The sequence below is a fragment of the Trinickia caryophylli genome, from assembly GCF_034424545.1.
Lineage (GTDB): Bacteria > Pseudomonadota > Gammaproteobacteria > Burkholderiales > Burkholderiaceae > Trinickia > Trinickia caryophylli.
The window spans coordinates 1,337,430-1,355,687 of record NZ_CP139971.1; the positions used below are offsets into that span (position 1 = coordinate 1,337,430).

General features: G+C 64.6%; 13 protein-coding genes, 1 tRNA gene and 1 pseudogene. 6 read left to right on the top strand and 9 right to left on the bottom strand.

The window, feature by feature from the left end:
• Positions 1 to 15 precede the first annotated feature (15 nt).
• Positions 16 to 1,347, bottom strand: coding sequence for an acyltransferase family protein (locus U0034_RS25190; protein ID WP_085229285.1), 1,332 nt, complete (start codon positions 1,345 to 1,347; stop codon positions 16 to 18).
• 439 nt (positions 1,348 to 1,786) lie between these two features.
• On the opposite strand from U0034_RS25190, the gene U0034_RS25195 reads away from it, so the two are divergent.
• Genes U0034_RS25195 through U0034_RS25205 form a run of 3 tightly spaced genes read left to right on the top strand, consistent with a single transcriptional unit; the run spans position 1,787 to position 3,924 of the window.
• Positions 1,787 to 2,473: a cytochrome b/b6 domain-containing protein gene (locus U0034_RS25195; protein ID WP_085229427.1), complete on the top strand. Its 687-nt coding sequence runs from the start codon at positions 1,787 to 1,789 to the stop codon at positions 2,471 to 2,473.
• Positions 2,474 to 2,478: 5 nt separating this feature from the next.
• Positions 2,479 to 3,252 (top strand): molybdopterin-dependent oxidoreductase, encoded by a 774-nt coding sequence (locus U0034_RS25200; protein ID WP_085229286.1) that lies wholly within the window; start codon positions 2,479 to 2,481, stop codon positions 3,250 to 3,252.
• Positions 3,253 to 3,309: 57 nt separating this feature from the next.
• Positions 3,310 to 3,924 (top strand): hypothetical protein, encoded by a 615-nt coding sequence (locus U0034_RS25205; protein ID WP_085229287.1) that lies wholly within the window; start codon positions 3,310 to 3,312, stop codon positions 3,922 to 3,924.
• A 143-nt stretch (positions 3,925 to 4,067) separates the two neighbouring features.
• Here U0034_RS25205 and U0034_RS25210 read toward each other — a convergent pair whose 3' ends face one another.
• The gene (locus U0034_RS25210; protein ID WP_085229288.1) at positions 4,068 to 5,282 is read right to left on the bottom strand and encodes an MFS transporter; all 1,215 of its coding nucleotides are present in this window, start codon (positions 5,280 to 5,282) and stop codon (positions 4,068 to 4,070) included.
• A gap of 134 nt (positions 5,283 to 5,416) precedes the next feature.
• Here U0034_RS25210 and gcvA point away from each other — a divergent pair, with 134 nt between their 5' ends.
• The gene (gcvA, locus tag U0034_RS25215) at positions 5,417 to 6,367 is read left to right on the top strand and encodes a transcriptional regulator GcvA (RefSeq protein ID WP_386092460.1); all 951 of its coding nucleotides are present in this window, start codon (positions 5,417 to 5,419) and stop codon (positions 6,365 to 6,367) included.
• 3 nt (positions 6,368 to 6,370) lie between these two features.
• Here gcvA and U0034_RS25220 read toward each other — a convergent pair whose 3' ends face one another.
• Entirely contained in the window at positions 6,371 to 7,852 is a 1,482-nt protein-coding gene (locus U0034_RS25220; RefSeq protein ID WP_085229289.1) for an HD domain-containing phosphohydrolase, read from the bottom strand.
• A gap of 240 nt (positions 7,853 to 8,092) precedes the next feature.
• On the opposite strand from U0034_RS25220, the gene acnB reads away from it, so the two are divergent.
• A complete protein-coding gene (gene acnB / locus U0034_RS25225; RefSeq protein WP_085229290.1) occupies positions 8,093 to 10,678 on the top strand; it encodes a bifunctional aconitate hydratase 2/2-methylisocitrate dehydratase in 2,586 nt (861 codons plus the stop codon).
• A gap of 331 nt (positions 10,679 to 11,009) precedes the next feature.
• On the opposite strand, the pseudogene U0034_RS25230 reads toward acnB, so the two are convergent.
• The 3 genes and pseudogenes from U0034_RS25230 to U0034_RS25240 all read right to left on the bottom strand — a co-directional run.
• Positions 11,010 to 11,201, bottom strand: a pseudogene (locus U0034_RS25230) (transposase); the annotation flags it as partial.
• A 44-nt stretch (positions 11,202 to 11,245) separates the two neighbouring features.
• Positions 11,246 to 11,341 (bottom strand) — tRNA-Sec (locus tag U0034_RS25235).
• A gap of 335 nt (positions 11,342 to 11,676) precedes the next feature.
• Positions 11,677 to 12,603 carry an NmrA family NAD(P)-binding protein gene (locus U0034_RS25240; protein WP_085229292.1) on the bottom strand — a complete coding sequence of 309 codons (927 nt, stop codon included), beginning with the start codon at positions 12,601 to 12,603 and terminating at the stop codon, positions 11,677 to 11,679.
• 233 nt (positions 12,604 to 12,836) lie between these two features.
• Between U0034_RS25240 and U0034_RS25245 the strand changes: the two genes are divergently transcribed.
• The gene (locus tag U0034_RS25245; protein ID WP_085229293.1) at positions 12,837 to 13,775 is read left to right on the top strand and encodes a helix-turn-helix domain-containing protein; all 939 of its coding nucleotides are present in this window, start codon (positions 12,837 to 12,839) and stop codon (positions 13,773 to 13,775) included.
• Here the strand turns inward: U0034_RS25245 and selB are convergent.
• The 3 genes from selB to fdhE are packed head-to-tail and all read right to left on the bottom strand — an operon-like array spanning position 13,721 to position 18,050.
• Positions 13,721 to 15,631, bottom strand: coding sequence for a selenocysteine-specific translation elongation factor (gene selB, locus U0034_RS25250; RefSeq protein ID WP_085229429.1), 1,911 nt, complete (start codon positions 15,629 to 15,631; stop codon positions 13,721 to 13,723). The genes U0034_RS25245 and selB overlap by 55 nt on opposite strands.
• On the bottom strand, positions 15,628 to 17,118 hold the full coding sequence (selA, locus tag U0034_RS25255; protein ID WP_085229294.1) for an L-seryl-tRNA(Sec) selenium transferase: 1,491 nt from the start codon (positions 17,116 to 17,118) through the stop codon (positions 15,628 to 15,630). The genes selB and selA overlap by 4 nt, the downstream gene beginning before the upstream one ends.
• Entirely contained in the window at positions 17,115 to 18,050 is a 936-nt protein-coding gene (fdhE, locus tag U0034_RS25260; RefSeq protein ID WP_085229295.1) for a formate dehydrogenase accessory protein FdhE, read from the bottom strand. Before fdhE ends, selA begins: the two co-directional genes overlap by 4 nt.
• Between the last annotated feature and the right edge of the window lie 208 nt (positions 18,051 to 18,258).

An 18,258-nucleotide genomic window follows, 5' to 3' on the forward strand; every position in this document is an offset into this window, starting at 1 on the left:
GCATGCCTCTGCGGCTCAGCGCTTCAAGCCTGCGACCGGTTTTTCGACGCCCCGATACATCGCATAGCTGAAGAGGAAGGTCAAACCGAACACGAGCGGCGCATACGCTGCCTGTTGCGTCAGGCCAATTACCGGCGGCGCGATCTTGCGGAGCGCCAACATGACATCGGAGTGAAGGACGTAGATGCAGTACGTCAGCGTACCGCCGAGTTGCGTCCAGCGAACGAACCATGCCATGCGCCCCTCGACCTTGCAGGACTCCCACAATCCGATGGTGAGGAGCGTCCCCGCGACAACCAGTGGTGGCACATACACGAGGTACCGTGCAAACCGCGTTCCGTAAAACGCCATGTAGGAGGCCAGCAGCGTTTGCGCGAGCAGCATCAAGCCAAGCACCATCGAGCCGGCGGAGAGCATTCCCGGCGCCCTTTTGCCCGTGTTCATCCGCAGTTTGGCGAAGAACATTCCTGCCACGAACAGAAACAGATTCGCGCCGATCGGATTGTAGATGTACTTCAGCATCCGCAGCAGATCCCAATCCATTCTGCGCGCCAGCCAAATGTTAACCACAGAACCGATTGCGATCACGAGTGCGAGCATCCAATATCGCGCCCCCCACTTTCGATCGACCCAGTTGATCGCCAATGCAATCAGCGGCGCGAGCAGGTAGAACTGGAACTCCGTGCTGACAGACCAGAGCGCCCCAATAATGTTGATCGGCATGTGGCCGCTATAGTCCATCAGCAGCACCTGGGCCGGCATCCACAAATTGGCACGCTGAAAGGTCTGGGGATACACAAAGACCATTACGACGAACAACGCGAACGCGTAAACGGGCCAGATTCGAAGCGCCCGATTCCAGAGAAAATCAGCCACGCCGAATTCATCGAGCGCATACCGCCCCGAGAAGAATCCTTTGCCCATCAAGTACCCTGAGAGCACGAAGAACATCCAAACGCCGGCCCACGGCGCTGACATCAGCAGCCGCTCGATGAAATGCGGATGCACCGCAGGCCCCGACGGCGGAGCGAACACGACGCCAAAATAATGCCCGAACATCACCACCATGCAGGCAATGAATCGCAGGCTCAGCAGAGGATCCGGCCCAGCCGATGCAAGGGCGTGGCGGACTGAAACACGCCCCGCATAGCACCATACCCAGACAGCGACAAGGCTGGCAGGTATCGCATCTGCGATGACGATATAAGCCCACCGCTCCGAATTGCTTGCCATCCCGGTCGTGTAATCGACCAAAAAAGACTTCGGGATGACAAAGATCAAGGAAAACGCAAAAAATAGCCCTAATGTGCGGCGTGAGATTGCCGCAGTGACCCCGTTCTTATTCATTTGTGCCCGCTCTATCGTTATTAACCCCTTGGCGCCGGCATTATCCTCCGTCCGCGAATATTTTGTAAGGATTTCCCTACATCGCTGGCCGTAGCAGGTGCAAGGGCCGATGTTGCACCGTGGTGCGGCAGCCGCGGCGCCCGCGCTCAGACATCGGCCGAACAGGCTCAACTGCAAGCCACCAATCGGCCGGCGACGAATCCCGGCGCGTACATCGCGATCACCTGCCACCGAATGCCGAGACTCGACGACGCCGGCGACAGTCCACAGCGCTGCATGGCCAACGGTGCGACTCCCCCTTCTCAATCGGCGCGCGCTGGCGATGTGCCGGGTCGGTCATTTAACCGATACCGCCGCGTCGCCCTGCATGCGACTCTGGTTCCCGGTCCAGGATCGCGGCACGTAACGGTTGGAACGGTCGGCCACGGACCATCGTTCGATGCGGGCGGCCGTCAGCCGCGGGCGCGCCGGGTTTGCGCGCCGCCCGCAGTCAGGCCAAACCCTTTTCGCCACCGTCAACAGCGAGGTTGCCTTGCATCAAGCACCGATACATCCCCTGTGGGTGCGTGTCAGCCACTGGATCAATGCGGCTTCGATCGTGCTCATGTGCCTGAGCGGTTGGCAGGTGTACGAAGCGTCGCCGATTTTTCAGGCCATCCGGTTTCCGGCCTCCATCACGCTGGGTGGCTGGCTCGGTGGCGCACTGCTTTGGCATTTCGCGGTCATGTGGATATTGGCCGCGAACTTCGTCGTCTACCTTGCCCTCGGCATTTTCACGGGACGCCTGCGCACGCGACTCTTTCCCATCGGCATTCGCGCGATTGCCACCGACCTCGCGGCCGCGCTGCGCGGCAGGCTCGCCCACGGCGATCCGGGCCAATACAACGCGGCGCAGAAGCTGGCTTACCTCGCCGTGATCGCCGACATCGTGCTCGCGGTGCTGTCAGGCCTGGCGATCTGGAAGCCGGTTCAGCTCCCGCTCCTGCGAATGCTGATGGGGGGCTTCGACACCGCCCGCATTATTCACTTTGCTGCGATGAGCGTCCTCGTCGCCTTTCTCGCGATACACGTCGCAATGGTTGCCCTGGTGCCGCGATCGCTACTCACCATGATCCGGGGCCGTTGATCGACATGACTTCGAAAAAATCCGAACACCCGCTCGATGCCGCCTCGCTCATCCGGGATGCGCAAAAAGAGCTGCCGTCGTCCGCTCGCCGCTTGTTCGGCAAACGAATTCTGACGCTGGGAGGACTGGCGCTGTTGTCGGGCTGCGATTTGACGAACGACAGATCGGTCAACGCCGCACTGCGAAAAATGTCTTCGCTCAACGATGCGGCGCAAGCCCTGATGTTCGATCCGCGCAATCTGGCGCCAACCTATCCGGAATCGATGATCACTCGTCCATTCCCGTTCAATGCCTTTTATGACATTGACGAAGTGCCGGACGTCGACGCGCGAACTTATCGTCTCGAACTCGGCGGTCTGATCAAAGGCAAGCGCGTTTGGACACTTGACGAGCTGCGGGCGATGCCGCAGCGCAGCCAGGTGACGCGGCATATCTGCATCGAGGGTTGGAGCGCGATCGGCAAGTGGGGCGGCGTTCGGTTCTCCGACCTTCTACTGCGGGCCGGCGCCGACACCACCGCAAAATACGTCGCGCTGCACTGCGCCGACAACTACTGGACGAGCATCGACATGCCGACTGCATTGCATGCGCAGACACTGCTCACGCTGACCTATGACGGCCATATCCTGCCCGCGAAGTACGGTTTCCCCATGAAACTTCGCATTCCCACGAAGCTCGGCTACAAAAACCCGAAGCATATCGTCGCCATCACCGTCACCAACGAATTTCCCGGCGGCTATTGGGAAAACCAGGGTTACAACTGGTTCGGCGGGTCCTGAACCGCAAGCCGCGCACGGCTGTCATTTCAATTAATCCACTCATTCGATGGAGCAATAATGTCCCAACGTTTCAAGCTCGCGGCCTCCTTTGTCGCGCTCGCCCTCGCCGGCACAGCATTCGCTCAATCTCCCGCGGAGAAGCCCCAGCGCATTCGTGGCGAAATCGTGTCGTTCGCCGGCAGCACGCTGAAAGTGCATCGGCGCAGCGGCGACACCGTGACGATCGACATGAAGGAGTCATCCGGTATCAACGCCGTGAAGGCGATCCAGCTGTCCGATATCAAACCGGGCTCGTATGTCGGCGCGGCGGCCATGCCCGGCCCCGACGGCAAGCTGACCGCAAAGGAAGTGGTGGTATTTCCGGAAGCCGCTCGCGGTACGGGCGAAGGCCACTATGCGTGGGATCTGGGCGCGAACAGCACGATGACGAATGCCGACGTGGATACGGTCGTGCAAAGCACGAGCGGGCGCGATCTCAAACTTTCGTACAAGGGCGGCAGCAACAGCATCATGGTGCCGGCCGGCGCTCCGGTCGTCACGCTTGTTCCAGCAACCCGCGCCGAATTGACCGCGGGCAAGAAGGTGTTCGTCGTGGCAACACCGAAGGCTCCCGGCACCTATGACGGCCGACTCGTCGTGGTCGAAAAAGACGGCGTTGCGCCGCCGATGTAAATTCGGGATATCGAGTCGGCACCTCGAGATTGCCGACTCGAGGAAAGCGGATCGACGGCAGCCTCCGGCGCCGCGTAGTCGATATGGCCGCTCGGACTTCCGGGCCGGCCCAATGCCGATGGGTGCCCGCCCGGGGACAAGCCTCAGGCGGGACGCAGATGCGGACGAAGCGCGAGCGCCAGGGGAAAGATGGCGAGCGCGGTGAACGCGGTTGCCATCGTGGCGCCGAGTACGCCGATTCCATCCCCCAGGATCCCGTAAGCAACCGGAGACAGTGCACCCGAAGCGATGGTGCCCGTATAGAAGAGCGCAAATGCCCGCTCCGTACGCTCGACGGAAGTCAGCTCGGGCACCGTTCCGTAGAGAACGGACGACGTACCGTTGAGCATGAGGCCGAGCAACGGCAGCACGATCACAGCGGGCGCCAGGGGCAGGTACATCACGGCAAAAATCAACGCCGCCGTGCCGCCTTCCGTTGCGAGCACGGTTCCCGTCACGCCCGCGCGCGTACCGAGCCAACCACAAACGAACTTGCCGGCGGCGCCGCCGATGAAGACGAGCGCGAGCGCCGTGCCCATCATCGGTTGCGAGATCCCTTTCGTCTTCAACAGAAATGGCAGGAAGGTCAACAACCCCATACGCACAGCCGTGTCGAGCACGCCGATCGTAAACAGCAGCGAGAATCCCGCTCGCGAGCCGCGCGCGGGCCGGCTCGATCGCTCCTCGACGGACGGCGCGTCTCTCGATACCGATGGGAGAAAAAGTGCAATCACCGCCGCGACCACGACGCCCGCGGCCGACACGGCCCAGAGCGCATGGCGCCACGCCATCACGATCATCAGCAGCGAGAGCGCCGCCGGAAACACGGATTTTCCGAGGTCGCCCGCGAAGTTGTAGATGCCGAGCGGCCCCCGGGCCTCGCGCCCATACGCGCGCGCGACGGCGCCTGAAGCCAGCGGATGTTGCGTGCTTGAACCGCACCCGGAAATGGCGAGCCCGGCGCCCAGGCCCAGCAGGGTCCCCGACATACCCGCGACGACATAGCCCAGCGCGGCCAGGAACGTGCCGAACGCGAGCGTCGCACGCGTGCCCCATCGGTGGGCGAGGCGCCCGGCAGGCATCTGCAGCGTTGCCATCGTGCCCGCATACACTCCGCGCAACACAGCCAGGGCACCGAAATCGAGTCCGAAATCCGCCTGCCAAACAGGAAGCAAGGCGTAGATCATGTCGGTGTACCCGTCGTGCAGCGCGTGCGCGATGCATGAAAGCCACAATACGCGCCTGCGTGAAACGGAGGCCAGCCGATCCGGCCTGCCGTCCGCGCGCGTCGTTGGCGAGGAGAAGGAAAAAAGTCTCATGATCAGGCCGAATCGCACAAGCGCGGGGCTTGGCGACAGCTCGAGCGTTCGTTGCGGGATGCCCGTAGTCTAGGTTCGTCCCGAACGTGTTACAACCGACGTAAAATCGAGCGAGACGTGAGAAAAAGTCACCCATGACCATGGACACCACGAACACCGCGGGCAAACGCACAGGCAAGGACGCGGAAAGGTTGCCGCCATTAAACGCGCTGCGGCACTTCGAGGCCGTCGCCCGCCTGGGCAGTTTCGCGGCCGCGGCGAGTGATCTGCACGTCACGCACTGGGCCGTCGGCAAACAAATCCGATTGCTCGAAGACTGGTTCGGCGTTCCGCTCTTCGAGCGGCGCTCACGCGGCGTCGTCCCTACCGACGAAGGCGCGGCCCTGCTCGATGACGTCAAAGGTGCATTTTCGCGGCTGAGCAGTTCGGCCACCCGTCTGCGGCACGAGTCCGTTGCCCGTCGCATTACAGGCGTCGTGCGCGTGAATGCACTGGCGAGCTTCGCTTTGTGCTGGCTGATACCGCGTCTGTCCGATTTCCACGCTCGTTACCCCGACATCGACGTGCGGCTCTCCACGACCTCGCGCAAGCTGCGCTACGTCGGAGAGGCATTCGACGTGGGCGTGCGCTCGGGGCCCGAGAACGCGGCGGGCCTCGCGTCGACGACGCTGATGCCCGACTTGCGCCTGCCCGCCTGCAGTCCGGCCTTGCTGCTGAGCCACCCGATCAGGACCGTCGCCGATTTGCGAGATCACACGCTCCTTCACTCCACGAGCACGCGCACAGCATGGTCGGATTGGCTGCGGGAGGCCGGTGCGCCAAGACTGCAAGGCGCCCGCCACCTCGACTTCGATCACGTCTTTCTCCAATTGGGCGCGGCGGCCGAGGGCCTCGGCGTGACGTTGGCATCGCTGCCGTTGATCGAACGCGAGATCGCAACAGGACGTCTCGTATGCCCCCTGTCCGAGCCGGCGTGGCACGCCCCCGATTACACGCTGGTTGTGAATACCGATCGCGCGGACGACGACGCGGTCATCGCATTCAAAACGTGGATCATGGCGGCAGCGGGAAATCCGGGGCGTTGACGCTCAAAGCAGCCCCATCGACGACGCCTTGAGCGTCGCCGCCGCCCGCGTGGTGCATTCGAGCTTGCGGAACACGCTCTCGACATGCGTGCGCACCGTGCTCGGACTCAGCGCCAACTGCCGCGCGGCCTCCTTGTTGCTCGCACCGCGCGAGATGACGCGCAGCACGTCGATCTCGCGTGCCGACAGGTGCGGACCTTGCGGCGCGCGCTTGACCGCCCGCCTGGCGACGGGCGCCTCCTCCACGAGCAGCGCCTCGACCGCCTCCACGCTCAGCCTGCCGTCCGCCGCCTCCGAGCGCAGGGTTTGTGCGGCAGCGCCGGCGGATAGCGCCGCGCGCCAAGGCCGCGGCGAGCGCAACGCGATCCATGCCACCGATGCGGCGAGCACGCGCGCTTCCAGCGTCAACGCCCGAGCGTCCGCGCCGCGGAAATATCCCGAACCGTCTTGCCGTTCGTAGGCATACGACGCCAGTTCGGCTGCCTCTCCGAGCGCGCCCGTCTGCCTGCCTGCCCGCGCCGCCCAATACGGCGCAAGCCGCACCTTCTCCCAGGCGCTGGCAGGCAGCGGGGTGGGCAGGTTCCATACATCGTTCGGCACGGCGGCACGGCCGATGCCGTGGATCAATCCGGCTCGATAAACGCGCGCTTGCGCCGCCTCATCGGCCGCGAGCCGTGCGCAGCACGCGGCAGCCGTTGCGGCAACGTTGCGCGAAAAGCCCGTCATCCACGGCAATTTCAGATCGATCACGTCGGCTATCAATTCGGCCGAGGTGGTGCCGCGCATATCCGGCGTGGTCAGCGCGGCATCGAAATCCGCAAGCGAGACCCGCTCGAGATCCGCGAGCCAGCCCGCTGCATGGTGGGTGGCGGCCTCGACGAGCGGCGCCGGGTATCGCACGCCTGCACGTTGCCCGATCAGCGCGAGCGCGCCCTCGACGCCATACGCGCGGCTGAAAATCTCCAGGTCGCCCGCAAGCGCAACGACGAATACAGGCATCGGCACCTTGTCGCGCGCAACGCGCGCGGGCAGGCCCGTACCGTCCCACGTTTCGAAAATGTGGCGCAGCGCGATTTCGGTAACGGTCGAAAGGCCGAGCATGCGCGCGACCTCGCCCGACACCTCGCAATGGATTTGCGCGAGCGGTCTCATGACGGCGCCGGTACCGCCCAACGCTTCCAGCGGCTCGGCCCAGCCTGGCCGGCCTTCGAGCATCGCCACACGGACCGCGATGTCGTCGCCAAACACCTGCGCGAAACCCTCGGCGTTCGCGGTGCAGCCGGACCAGCGCAGCAGCGACACCTCGCGAACCGTATCGCGAGCCTCTGCATCGAGCCCCGCCGCATGCGCGAGACGCGCAGCCAGCCATCCGGTGCGCAACGAATGGTCGGTGGGCTGCCCCATGCTGAGATCCCCGATGAACGCGAGCGCTCTCACGGAATCGAATACGCGCAGCGCGGTCGGGCCTGAATCGACGTCGAACATCGGTATTGAGTGCGGAAACTAGCGAGGCGCGGGCCCTCATCATATGCGACGCACCTTACAGACGCACGCGCGTCGCACGAAGCGTTTCGCAGGTTTCACTATCCAACTCTTATATAAGATATAAGACATTTGACGTTAGGCGCCGCTGCGATTAGAATCGCGAACGAAGCAGTGCCCAGGAAGCGCCTCGGAGACGCTTGAAAAAGTCTTCCCCTGAAACGCCAAATCAGCAGGTCCCCCATGCTTGAAAAATTTCGTGCTCACGCGGCCGAACGCGCCGCACTCGGTATTCCCCCCCTGCCGCTGACGGCCCAGCAAACCGCCGAGCTGGTTGAACTGCTGGTGAACCCGCCTGCCGGCGAAGAGCAGACCCTGGTCGATCTGATTACTCACCGCGTGCCTGCCGGCGTGGACGAAGCCGCCCGCGTGAAGGCGGGTTTCCTGGCCGCCGTGGCGAAAGGCGAGACGGCTTGCGCGCTGATCTCGCGCGAGCGTGCCACCGAGCTGCTCGGCACGATGCTGGGCGGCTACAACATCCAGCCGCTGATCGAACTGCTGTCCGACGCTCAAGTGGGCGCGGTGGCTGCGGACGCGCTCAAAAAGACGCTCCTCATGTTCGACCAGTTCCATGACGTCAAGGAACTGGCCGAGAAGGGCAACGCACACGCCAAGGCCGTGATGCAAAGCTGGGCCGACGCCGAATGGTTCACGAGCCGCCCGGAAGTGCCGCAAAGCCTGACTGTCACCGTCTTCAAGGTGACGGGCGAAACGAACACCGACGATCTCTCGCCGGCGCCGGACGCCACCACCCGCCCGGATATTCCGATGCACGCATTGGCGATGCTGAAGAACGCCCGCCCCGGTATCGTTCCGGAAGAGGACGGCAAGCGCGGCCCGGTCAAGTTCATCGAGTCGCTGAAGGAAAAGGGCCATCTGGTCGCCTACGTGGGCGACGTGGTCGGCACCGGCTCCTCGCGCAAATCGGCCACCAATTCGGTGCTGTGGTTCACGGGCGAAGACATCCCTTACGTTCCGAACAAGCGCTTCGGCGGCGTGTGCCTGGGCGGCAAGATCGCCCCGATCTTCTACAACACGATGGAAGACGCCGGCGCGCTGCCGATCGAACTCGACGTATCGAAGATGGAAATGGGGGATGTGGTCGAACTGCGCCCCTACGAAGGCAAGGCCTTCAAGAACGGCGAAGTGATTGCCGAGTTCCAGGTCAAGTCCGAGGTGCTGTTCGACGAAGTGCGCGCCGGCGGCCGCATTCCGCTGATCATCGGCCGCGGGTTGACCGCCAAGGCGCGCGAAGCGCTGGGCCTGCCGCCGTCGACGCTGTTCCGCCTGCCGCATCAGCCGGCCGATAGCGGCAAGGGTTTCTCGCTGGCCCAGAAGATGGTCGGCCGCGCCTGCGGTCTGCCGGAAGGCCAAGGCGTGCGGCCGGGCACGTACTGCGAACCGAAGATGACCTCGGTGGGCTCGCAGGACACCACGGGCCCGATGACCCGCGACGAACTGAAGGATCTGGCGTGCCTGGGCTTCTCGGCCGACCTCGTCATGCAGTCGTTCTGCCACACGGCCGCTTATCCGAAGCCCGTGGACGTGAAGACCCACCAGACGCTACCGAACTTCATCAGCACGCGCGGCGGCATCGCGCTGCGCCCGGGCGACGGCGTGATCCACTCGTGGCTGAACCGCATGCTGCTGCCCGACACCGTGGGCACGGGCGGCGATTCGCACACCCGCTTCCCGATCGGCATCAGCTTCCCCGCCGGCTCGGGCCTCGTCGCCTTTGCGGCCGCCACCGGCACGATGCCGCTGGACATGCCGGAATCGGTGCTCGTGCGCTTCAAGGGAAAGATGCAACCCGGCGTGACGCTGCGCGACCTCGTCAACGCGATTCCGCTGTACGCGATCAAGCAAGGCTTGCTGACGGTTGCCAAACAAGGCAAGAAGAACGTCTTTTCGGGCCGCATTCTCGAAATCGAAGGCCTGCCCGATCTGAAGGTCGAGCAAGCGTTCGAACTGTCGGATGCCTCCGCCGAGCGCTCGGCCGCCGGCTGCACGGTGCGCCTGAACAAGGAGCCGATCATCGAATATCTCAACAGCAACGTCACGCTGCTGAAGTGGATGATCGCCCAGGGCTACCAGGATCCGCGCAGCCTGCAGCGTCGCATCGCGGCGATGGAGCAGTGGCTGGCCGACCCGAAATTGCTCTCGCCGGATGCCGACGCCGATTACGCCGCCGTCATCGAGATCGATCTGGCCGACGTCCATGAGCCGATCGTGGCCTGCCCGAATGATCCGGACGACGTGAAAACGCTGTCGGACGTGGCGGGCGCCAAGATCGACGAAGTGTTCATCGGCTCGTGCATGACGAACATCGGCCACTTCCGTGCCGCATCGAAGCTGCTCGAAGGCAAGCGCGACATCCCCGTCAAGCTGTGGGTGGCCCCGCCGACCAAGATGGACCAGAAGCAACTCACGGAAGAAGGGCACTACGGCGTGTTCGGCACGGCCGGCGCCCGCACCGAAATGCCGGGCTGCTCGCTGTGCATGGGCAATCAGGCCCAGGTGCGCGAAGGCGCAACCGTCATGTCGACCTCGACCCGCAACTTCCCGAACCGCCTGGGCAAGAACACGAACGTGTACCTCGGTTCGGCGGAATTGGCTGCGATCTGCTCGCGTCTGGGCAAGATCCCGACCAAGGAGGAGTACATGGCCGACATCGGCGTGATCAATGCCAACGGCGACAAGATCTACAAGTACATGAACTTCGACCAGATCGCAGACTTCAAGGAAGTGGCCGACACGGTGACGATGTAAGCGTGCTGTCGGACTACGGCGGGTCGTTTGCGTCGTAGCTGTCCGCGCCATGAATAGCGCCGCAGGTCGAATGCCTGCGGCGCTATTTTTTTGGGCGCGTGGTGGATTACCGCATACCTCCGCTCGCGACGATGTGCTCTCCCGTCAGCCACCGCGCATCGTCCGACTTTGGCTTCGGAACATTTCGGCCACAAACGATCTTTTCTGTGTGGTTGTAAAGTCAAACTTGTTAATCGGCTCACCTGGGTCATCGAATTTCTGGAACGATTACCCAGGCAAACGATCGTCACCGCGACGAAGCACTGCCGCCAAGGACCGAACGCACGGGCGGGTCCACGCACCGCGCGCAGGAGGCGACGTTGCCCGCGCTGGCGAAACCGCTGGCGAAACGTTGGATGCCCCCGGTTTCCAGCACGATCACGGTGGCAAGCGTCTGGCCGATGCCGGGCACCGTGGTCAGAAGAGCGTAGTGCGTGTTTGACGCGACCTTTTCCTGAAGACGCTTTTCCACAATGGCGATCTGTGGTCTCTTCCACAAAGATAGCGGAATGCCCGGCAAGCCTTGTGTGGCGGAAGGCAGCCGGAGTCGAACCGACCCGGGAGCGGCTGGCGCCCCCAACCGGGTTTGAAGCCCGGCCGCACCACCGGATGCGGATGCCTTCCTTCGAGCACGGCATCCGCGATGCGGCGCCGTGCGATCGAGTATAGCGGGCGCACGCGCGACCGCAACCGGCATCGGCAGCCCAACGCATCGGGCTATACCCGTCGCACGCAGCCGAGCCAGGCCGCTCAATACAGCGTGAAATCCTCATTGCGCTCGGGGATGGCCGCGAGGAACGGCAACAATCGCTCCATTACATGAAGGCATCCGCCGACAACGCCCCCGATCGGCCGGCGTACCGCGAAACCGCGCGTGGTTCCCCGGCGCCTCGGACTCGCCTGCACGCCCACGTGTCGCCCAGCGCCTCGGCATACGGCACGGCGCGCATCGGTCGGGGTCATCGCCGCGCTCCTTCGTCATGTCCAGGAGGCACAATCCGCGCTGCCGCGCCGCTCGGCACGAGCCCGGCAAATACCGTGTCGATCGTCGTCTCGCCGAACCGTCGCTCGCTCAAGCCCGGCTCCACATCGATTCTCCCGGCGTTATGAGCGTCATAAAGCTCGACGATGAGCCGGACATAGGCAGGACTCATCCCGGCGCTCAGAAGTGTCCGCTCCCACTCGCCTCGCGGCAATTCGATCGCCTCGATATCGCGACCGCTCGCGCGGCTCAGTGCCTGCGCCACCTCGCATACGTCAATGCGCCGCTCGCCTTCCACACTCACGATTCGCCTTTGCGACCCGCTCTCGCTGTCGAGCAGGAGCGCCGCGGCCACGCCCCCGACGTCGCTCGCCGCCACGGTCGGGAAGTGCTTGCTCACCGGATGGTGAAAGCTCGGCAGCGTTCCGGTCGCCAATGCAGCGGGTATCACTCGCGCCCAGTTATGCATGTGTTCCGCCGAACGTAGCATGGACGAGCGGGATGCAAGATCGCGCCACTGTTCTTCCATCTCGTGGAAGAGCGTCGTGATTCCCGTCCCGCTCGGCACTTCGGCGCCGTAATCCGAAAGCGCCAGCAGGACTGGCGGTGGCGCGGCCCGCAGCGCCGCCGAAACCGCATCGATGGTCCGCCGCATCGTCTCCTCGGGCTGCGGATCATCGCGCGGGACCGGACACAAGATCTGCACCGCCCGCGCCCCAGCCATTGCGCGCGCAATCTCCACGCTGCGGCTCATGTCCGCATAAGCGACCTCGCAACCGAGCCGCTCGAACGGCCGCGCGCACCGCTCGTCGCGCAACACCGCTCGAACAGGCACTCCCGCGCGCCGCAGCGCCTCGACCGTTGCGCGGCCCACGTTGCCCGATGCACCAAAGATCACATACACGGTCCGTTACCTCGCAAACGCTCGATTGAATGGCCCCCATGCTAGCGACGAGCGAAGACACCGGCGCTCACGAACGGATGCAAATTCACAAAAACGGATGATGGACCGGCCACCCGAAACCGGCGCAAGGCGAAGCCAGCAAAATGTGCGAAAAGCCTGCACAATCGGGGCATTCGAGCGTCCTCCTTCGCCGGGGCGGTTCGACCGCCCACCTACTCAGCGGAACACGCGTCATGAGCACGATTGCACAAGCCACGATTCCAACGCCGACATCCCGCCACGCGCTGCGTTCGAGCGTCGGCCTGGGCTGGGAAGGTTTCGGCGCCGAATTGCTCGCGTTCCCGGCAGGGGTCTATCAGGTGCCGGCAAGCCGTGCGCATCGCGTCGCCTTTCATGTCGGCCCGCCCGTCAAGGCACGCTGCCGTTGCGACGAAAGCCGTTGCGTGCGCGTTCAAACGCATGGCGACGCCGATGTCGTCCCGGCCGGGCTCGAAGGCGAATGGATCGACGAAACGGACAGCACCATTCTGCGTATCTGGATCGGCGAGCACTTCGCGCGAACCACGTTCGACCAGTTGGGCCTCAAGGCCTCGCAAGCGCTCATTCACCCTCAGTTCCAATTGCGCGATCCGCGCCTGCAATACCTCGCATGGGGTCTGCGCGCCGAACTCGAAGCGCAGACTCCCTCCGATCCGCTCTACGCGGAGAGCCTGTGCACGGCCATGATCGTGCGCCTGGCCGGCGCGCCGCCGGCCGACGCCCGGCGCAGGCACACGCTTTCGCCGCGCGCCGCCGCCCGAGTCGTCGACTTCATCGAAAGCCATCTTGACGAGCGCCTGAGCCTCGCCACGCTCGCAGCTCTCGTCGAACTCAGCGTGCCGCATTTCAAAGCGCTCTTTCGCGAGACGATGGGCATGCCGGTACACCGATACGTCGTGCAGCGCCGCGTCGAGCGCGCACGCGACCTGTTGTTGCAAGGCAAGCTGCAAGCAAGCCAGATCGCCCTCGAAACGGGCTTCTCGCATCAAAGCCACATGGCGCAATGGATGAACCGGCTGCTCGGTGCGACACCGCGCGAAATCGTCCGATCGGGCAGGCAGCGCGAGGACGATGCGGGCTACAACGAATCCAGCAACCGGTTGTCGGGCCGCAGCAAGCGCACGCCGCGCTGAAAGCGCGTGAGCCCGATACGATCGTAGAATTCGAGCACCTGGATGGCGCGTTTTCTTCCGAGCCCCGATGCATCGCGAAACGTTGCCGCCGCAAGCCCGCACTCGCCTTGCTCGATCAGCGCGACGATCAGTTGCGCAACCGCTCGTACCGCATTGCGGCTATACACGAGGTCGGGCACCACCTGATAGGCCTCCGCCCGACGCGCAAGCACCCGAACCAGCCGGCGAACGACGTCCTCGGGTTCGCCCAGCTCCGACGCCAGATCGCGCACCCACTGCGGCTCATAGGGTTGCTCGTCCAGGAGCCGCAGCATCCGCTGCGCAAGCCCGTCCTCTTGCTCGCTCAAATGGGCGCGATGCTCGGGTAAATGCAGCCATGGGCCGACTCGCACGAGTGTGCCGTCAACGAGCAGCGCCTCGATCCGCGCATTCCATAGCCCCTCGTCGACGAGCGGCGCAGCGATACGGCGCAAGCGCCCCATCTCCGGCCCTTGCTCGTCGGGCGCCCTGGCGTGAAACTCGCGCAGTGCGGACAACGCCCGTTCGCCCATCGCCCTCCACTCGTTCCGATGCACGAAGTATTCGTCGGCTCCTCCTCGATGTTTCGTGCTTACGGCAACGGCCTCGCCCGGCAGCGCGATCGCATTCGCGTCACAGCCGATCAAACGTTCGAGCGCCGGCCGCGTCATACCCGAGGGCACATGTTTCAGCACTTCGTCGATACGTCCCGAATCGAGCCACTGCGCCAGCGCGTCGAGCAATGCGCGCCGCTGCGACGTGGCCCGCTTTCGCGCCGGGCCAAATGGATCGAGCACACGCCCACCTCCGACGGTATGTGTGGCCTGCGCGTTGCGGAGGATGAAGCGATCGCCCGCCAGGGCGCACACGGGTGCATCGAATACGAGTTGGACACGCGCGCCGCGTTCGCGCTCTTCGAGCATCACCACGTGCGCCATTCGGTGCGTCGTGGCGAGATGCACATGAAGCGGCATGCCATGCTTCAATGCGATGCCGGCATCGCGCAGCCATACGAGCTCCACGTCGAGGCGCTCGGAGCCCGCAGCCAGCCGCTCGTCTACGATCCAATCGCCGCGTGCGACCTCATCGCGCGCGATGCCTGCGAGGTTCAGCGCGCAGCGCTGCCCGGCGAAGCCTCGCTCGGCCGGCTGGTTTTGTGCGTGAATGCCGCGCACGCGTACGGCGACGCCCCGCGGCGCCACGCACAGCGAATCGCCTGCGCTCACGGTTCCGGCGAACACCGTCCCCGTCACCACGGTTCCGACGCCGGCCAGCGTAAACACGCGGTCGACCGCCAGCCGAAAAAAGCCGTCGGTCCGCCGCGCCGGCCTGACGGCGGCTCGCTCCGCCAGATACCGCTTCAAGGCCGCGACACCGGCGTCGTCTTCGCACAGCGACCGAGTGTCGACGATCGGGCAGCCGGCGAACGCTGAGCCTTCGAGCCACCCGCTCACCTCGCTGCGCACGGCGTGCAGGCGTTCGGCGTCTACGCGATCGACCTTCGTCAACGCGACCGCACCCTCGGAAATGCCGAGTAGCTCGACGATAGCAAGATGCTCGCGCGTTTGCGGCATGATGCCGTCGTCCGCGGCGATCACGAGCAGCACGAAATCGATCCCGCACGCACCCGCCGTCATCGTATGCACGAGCCGTTCGTGGCCGGGTACGTCGATGAAGCCCAATACCTCCCCATTCGGCAACGGCGCGTAGGCATAGCCGAGTTCGATCGATATGCCGCGCGTTTTCTCTTCCTTGAGCCGGTCGGTATCGACGCCCGTCAGTGCCCGCACGAGGGTGGTTTTGCCATGGTCGATGTGCCCGGCGGTGCCGACGATCATGCGGCCGGCCTCGGAACGATCGAATCGCATTGCGCGACGAACACCGCTTCGTCGCGCAGCTCCAGGCAGCGCAGGTCGAGCAGCAGCGCATCGTCGGCAATCCGGCCGATCACGGGCCGCGCCCACGCACGCATCGCCGCTTCGAGCCGCGACAGCGCCCGCCCGCTGTGCTTGTCCAACGCGGGACGCACCGCAAGCCCGAAGCTCGGCAAGCGGTCGACAGGCAACGCGCCGCTGCCGATCTGGCTCGACATCGGCGAGACCGCAACTTCATAGGCGCCGCCGAGCGCACGTTGCAGCACGGGCCGCACGCGTTGCGCGCAGGCCTGAATATCGTCGAGCGGGCGCGTCAGCAGACGCAATGTGGGCAACGCGCCGTCCAGATGCTCGGGCGAACGGTAAAGACGCAAAACCGGCTCCAGCGCGGCGAGTGTGAGCTTGCCCACGCGCAGCGCGCGCTTGAGCGGATGCCGCCGGATCTTCGCCACGAGATCGGCACGGCCGACGATCACGCCTGCCTGCGGCCCACCGAGCAGTTTGTCGCCGCTGAAGGTCACGAGATCGGCGCCGGCTTCGATCGTTTCCCGGACGGTCGGCTCCTTCGGCAGCCCCCACGCCGCGAGATCGACGAGCGTGCCGCTGCCCAGATCGACCGCCACCGGCACTTCGCGCGCGCGCATGGCCGGAACGAGTTCGGGCAACTCGACCGATTTCGTGAAACCGCTGATCGCGTAGTTGCTGCAATGGACCTTCATCGCAAGGGCCGTGCGCGCCCCCACGGCCGCCTCGTAATCGGCCAGATGCGTGCGGTTGGTCGTACCGACCTCGCACAGCTTCGCGCCTGCCGAACGCATGATGTCGGGAATCCGAAATGCGCCGCCGATCTCGACGAGTTCGCCGCGCGAAACGATGACTTCGCGCCGGGAAGCGAGGGCGGAAAGCATCAGCATTACGGCTGCCGCGTTGTTGTTGACGACCGTGGCCGCCTGCGCCCCCGTCAATTCGACGAGCAGGCCCTCGACGAGCGTATCGCGCTCGCCGCGCCCGCCCGAGGCAAGATCGAATTCGAGGTTGACCGGTTGCGAGAGTGCCGTCACGACGGCCTGTACCGCTTCGGCCGGCAGCAATGCGCGGCCCAGGTTCGTGTGCAATACGGTGCCCGTCAGATTGAATACGGGCCGCAGGCGCGGCTGGGCGTTCGCTTCGAGCAGACGCGACATCGCCTCGGCGATCGCCTCGACGGTGGGCATGGCAACGGGCGGCTTCCCGGGCGCGCGGCCCAAACGGCGCAATTCCTCGAGGACGTTGCGTGCCGCGGCGAGCACTTGTGTCCGCCCGTACCGTTCGATGAGCCGAGCGGCCGCGCGCGAAGACACGATGCGATCGACCGATGGCAGTCGGGCCAGCCTTTCATTGAGGTCGGGCGAATGTCGATGTTCGCCGCTTTCGCCGCTCGCTTGACGGTTGAGGGGCGCGGAGCCGCTCATTCGGCACCGTCCGTCACGAGCGGCCACAGCAGCGGATTCGGCGACGCGCGCTGGTAGCCTGCCTCGCCCATCAGCACATCGAGCGTGATGCTCGCCAGATCGTCGGCAAGCGGCTCGAAGGCATGGTCTTTCTCCTGATAGCCGATCTTTCGATAACAGCGGCATTCGTCGCACGACTCGGCTTTCAAGGCCTCGTTGCCGCCTTCCACGCCGTGATAGGCGATGCCCCTTGTCGAGTCGCAATGCGAGCATTTGACGCGCACCATATGCCATTCGGTCGCGCATAGACTGCATTGCAAATAGCGATAACCATGAAAAGCGCCGCCGATGCGTACTATGCTCGCCACCGGAAGCGAGCCGCAAACGGGGCACAGCCCCGGGGCCTCCAGATACGGAACGGCACGCGGATCGAGGCGGCTCGCCACCTGGGTCCAAACCACCTGCAGCGCCGCCATCAAAAACGGGGCAGCTGCGGGGTCGATTTCGGCGAACCGTAATGCCAGGACGGCATCGGCCGCGCTGGCCAGTTCGACATCGGCGGCGCAGCGCAGCCGTTCGAGCAGCGCCGCGAGCGCGGGCGTCACGGCGCCGGCCGCATCGACACGCTCCACGAGTTGGCGCAGCACGTCGCGCCATACGGGATCGCGCCCGGGCGTCAATGCATTGGCTATGGGCATCGAGTGGGCCTGAGCTTCGGCCATCGCCGCATCGCTCGGCATACGCGCCGAAATTCCCGAGAAAGCTCGCTCCTGCGCCGCAACGAGCACGGCCATGAGCTGCAAGTAGCCGGACAGCCGGTGCCCATGGGCAAGTTCGGAAAGCCGCGTCGCGCGAGCGGCAAAGACGCCGCTCTGCTCGGGCAAGCGAATACGCGGAATGGCCGTCCGATCCAGCGATTCGATCTCGCCCGGCTGCAGGATTCGCTGAGTCATGTCGTGCCCCAAAGAATGAGTCATTGCCGCCGACGAAGGGTGCGCTTCCCTCGCCGGACGGCGCATAACAGACTACAAACGATGTTTTAGGCCAAATCCGTTCGGACGTAAATCGACATGCTTGACGCAACGACGGATGGATAACCGTCCGACGACCGATCGCGCGGCCGCCGGAACGCCCCCGATATGGCGGCCGCGCAACGCGTCT

Excerpts from the sequence above, each read along its gene's own strand:
- U0034_RS25190 (WP_085229285.1), bottom strand. The coding sequence starts at position 1,347 with ATGAATAAGAACGGGGTCACTGCGGCAATCTCACGCCGCACATTAGGG.
- U0034_RS25195 (WP_085229427.1), top strand. The coding sequence starts at position 1,787 with ATGCGGGCGGCCGTCAGCCGCGGGCGCGCCGGGTTTGCGCGCCGCCCG.
- U0034_RS25200 (WP_085229286.1), top strand. The coding sequence starts at position 2,479 with ATGACTTCGAAAAAATCCGAACACCCGCTCGATGCCGCCTCGCTCATC.
- U0034_RS25205 (WP_085229287.1), top strand. The coding sequence starts at position 3,310 with ATGTCCCAACGTTTCAAGCTCGCGGCCTCCTTTGTCGCGCTCGCCCTC.
- U0034_RS25210 (WP_085229288.1), bottom strand. The coding sequence starts at position 5,282 with ATGAGACTTTTTTCCTTCTCCTCGCCAACGACGCGCGCGGACGGCAGG.
- gcvA (WP_386092460.1), top strand. The coding sequence starts at position 5,417 with ATGACCATGGACACCACGAACACCGCGGGCAAACGCACAGGCAAGGAC.
- U0034_RS25220 (WP_085229289.1), bottom strand. The coding sequence starts at position 7,852 with ATGTTCGACGTCGATTCAGGCCCGACCGCGCTGCGCGTATTCGATTCC.
- acnB (WP_085229290.1), top strand. The coding sequence starts at position 8,093 with ATGCTTGAAAAATTTCGTGCTCACGCGGCCGAACGCGCCGCACTCGGT.
- U0034_RS25245 (WP_085229293.1), top strand. The coding sequence starts at position 12,837 with ATGAGCACGATTGCACAAGCCACGATTCCAACGCCGACATCCCGCCAC.
- selB (WP_085229429.1), bottom strand. The coding sequence starts at position 15,631 with ATGATCGTCGGCACCGCCGGGCACATCGACCATGGCAAAACCACCCTC.
- selA (WP_085229294.1), bottom strand. The coding sequence starts at position 17,118 with ATGAGCGGCTCCGCGCCCCTCAACCGTCAAGCGAGCGGCGAAAGCGGC.
- fdhE (WP_085229295.1), bottom strand. The coding sequence starts at position 18,050 with ATGACTCAGCGAATCCTGCAGCCGGGCGAGATCGAATCGCTGGATCGG.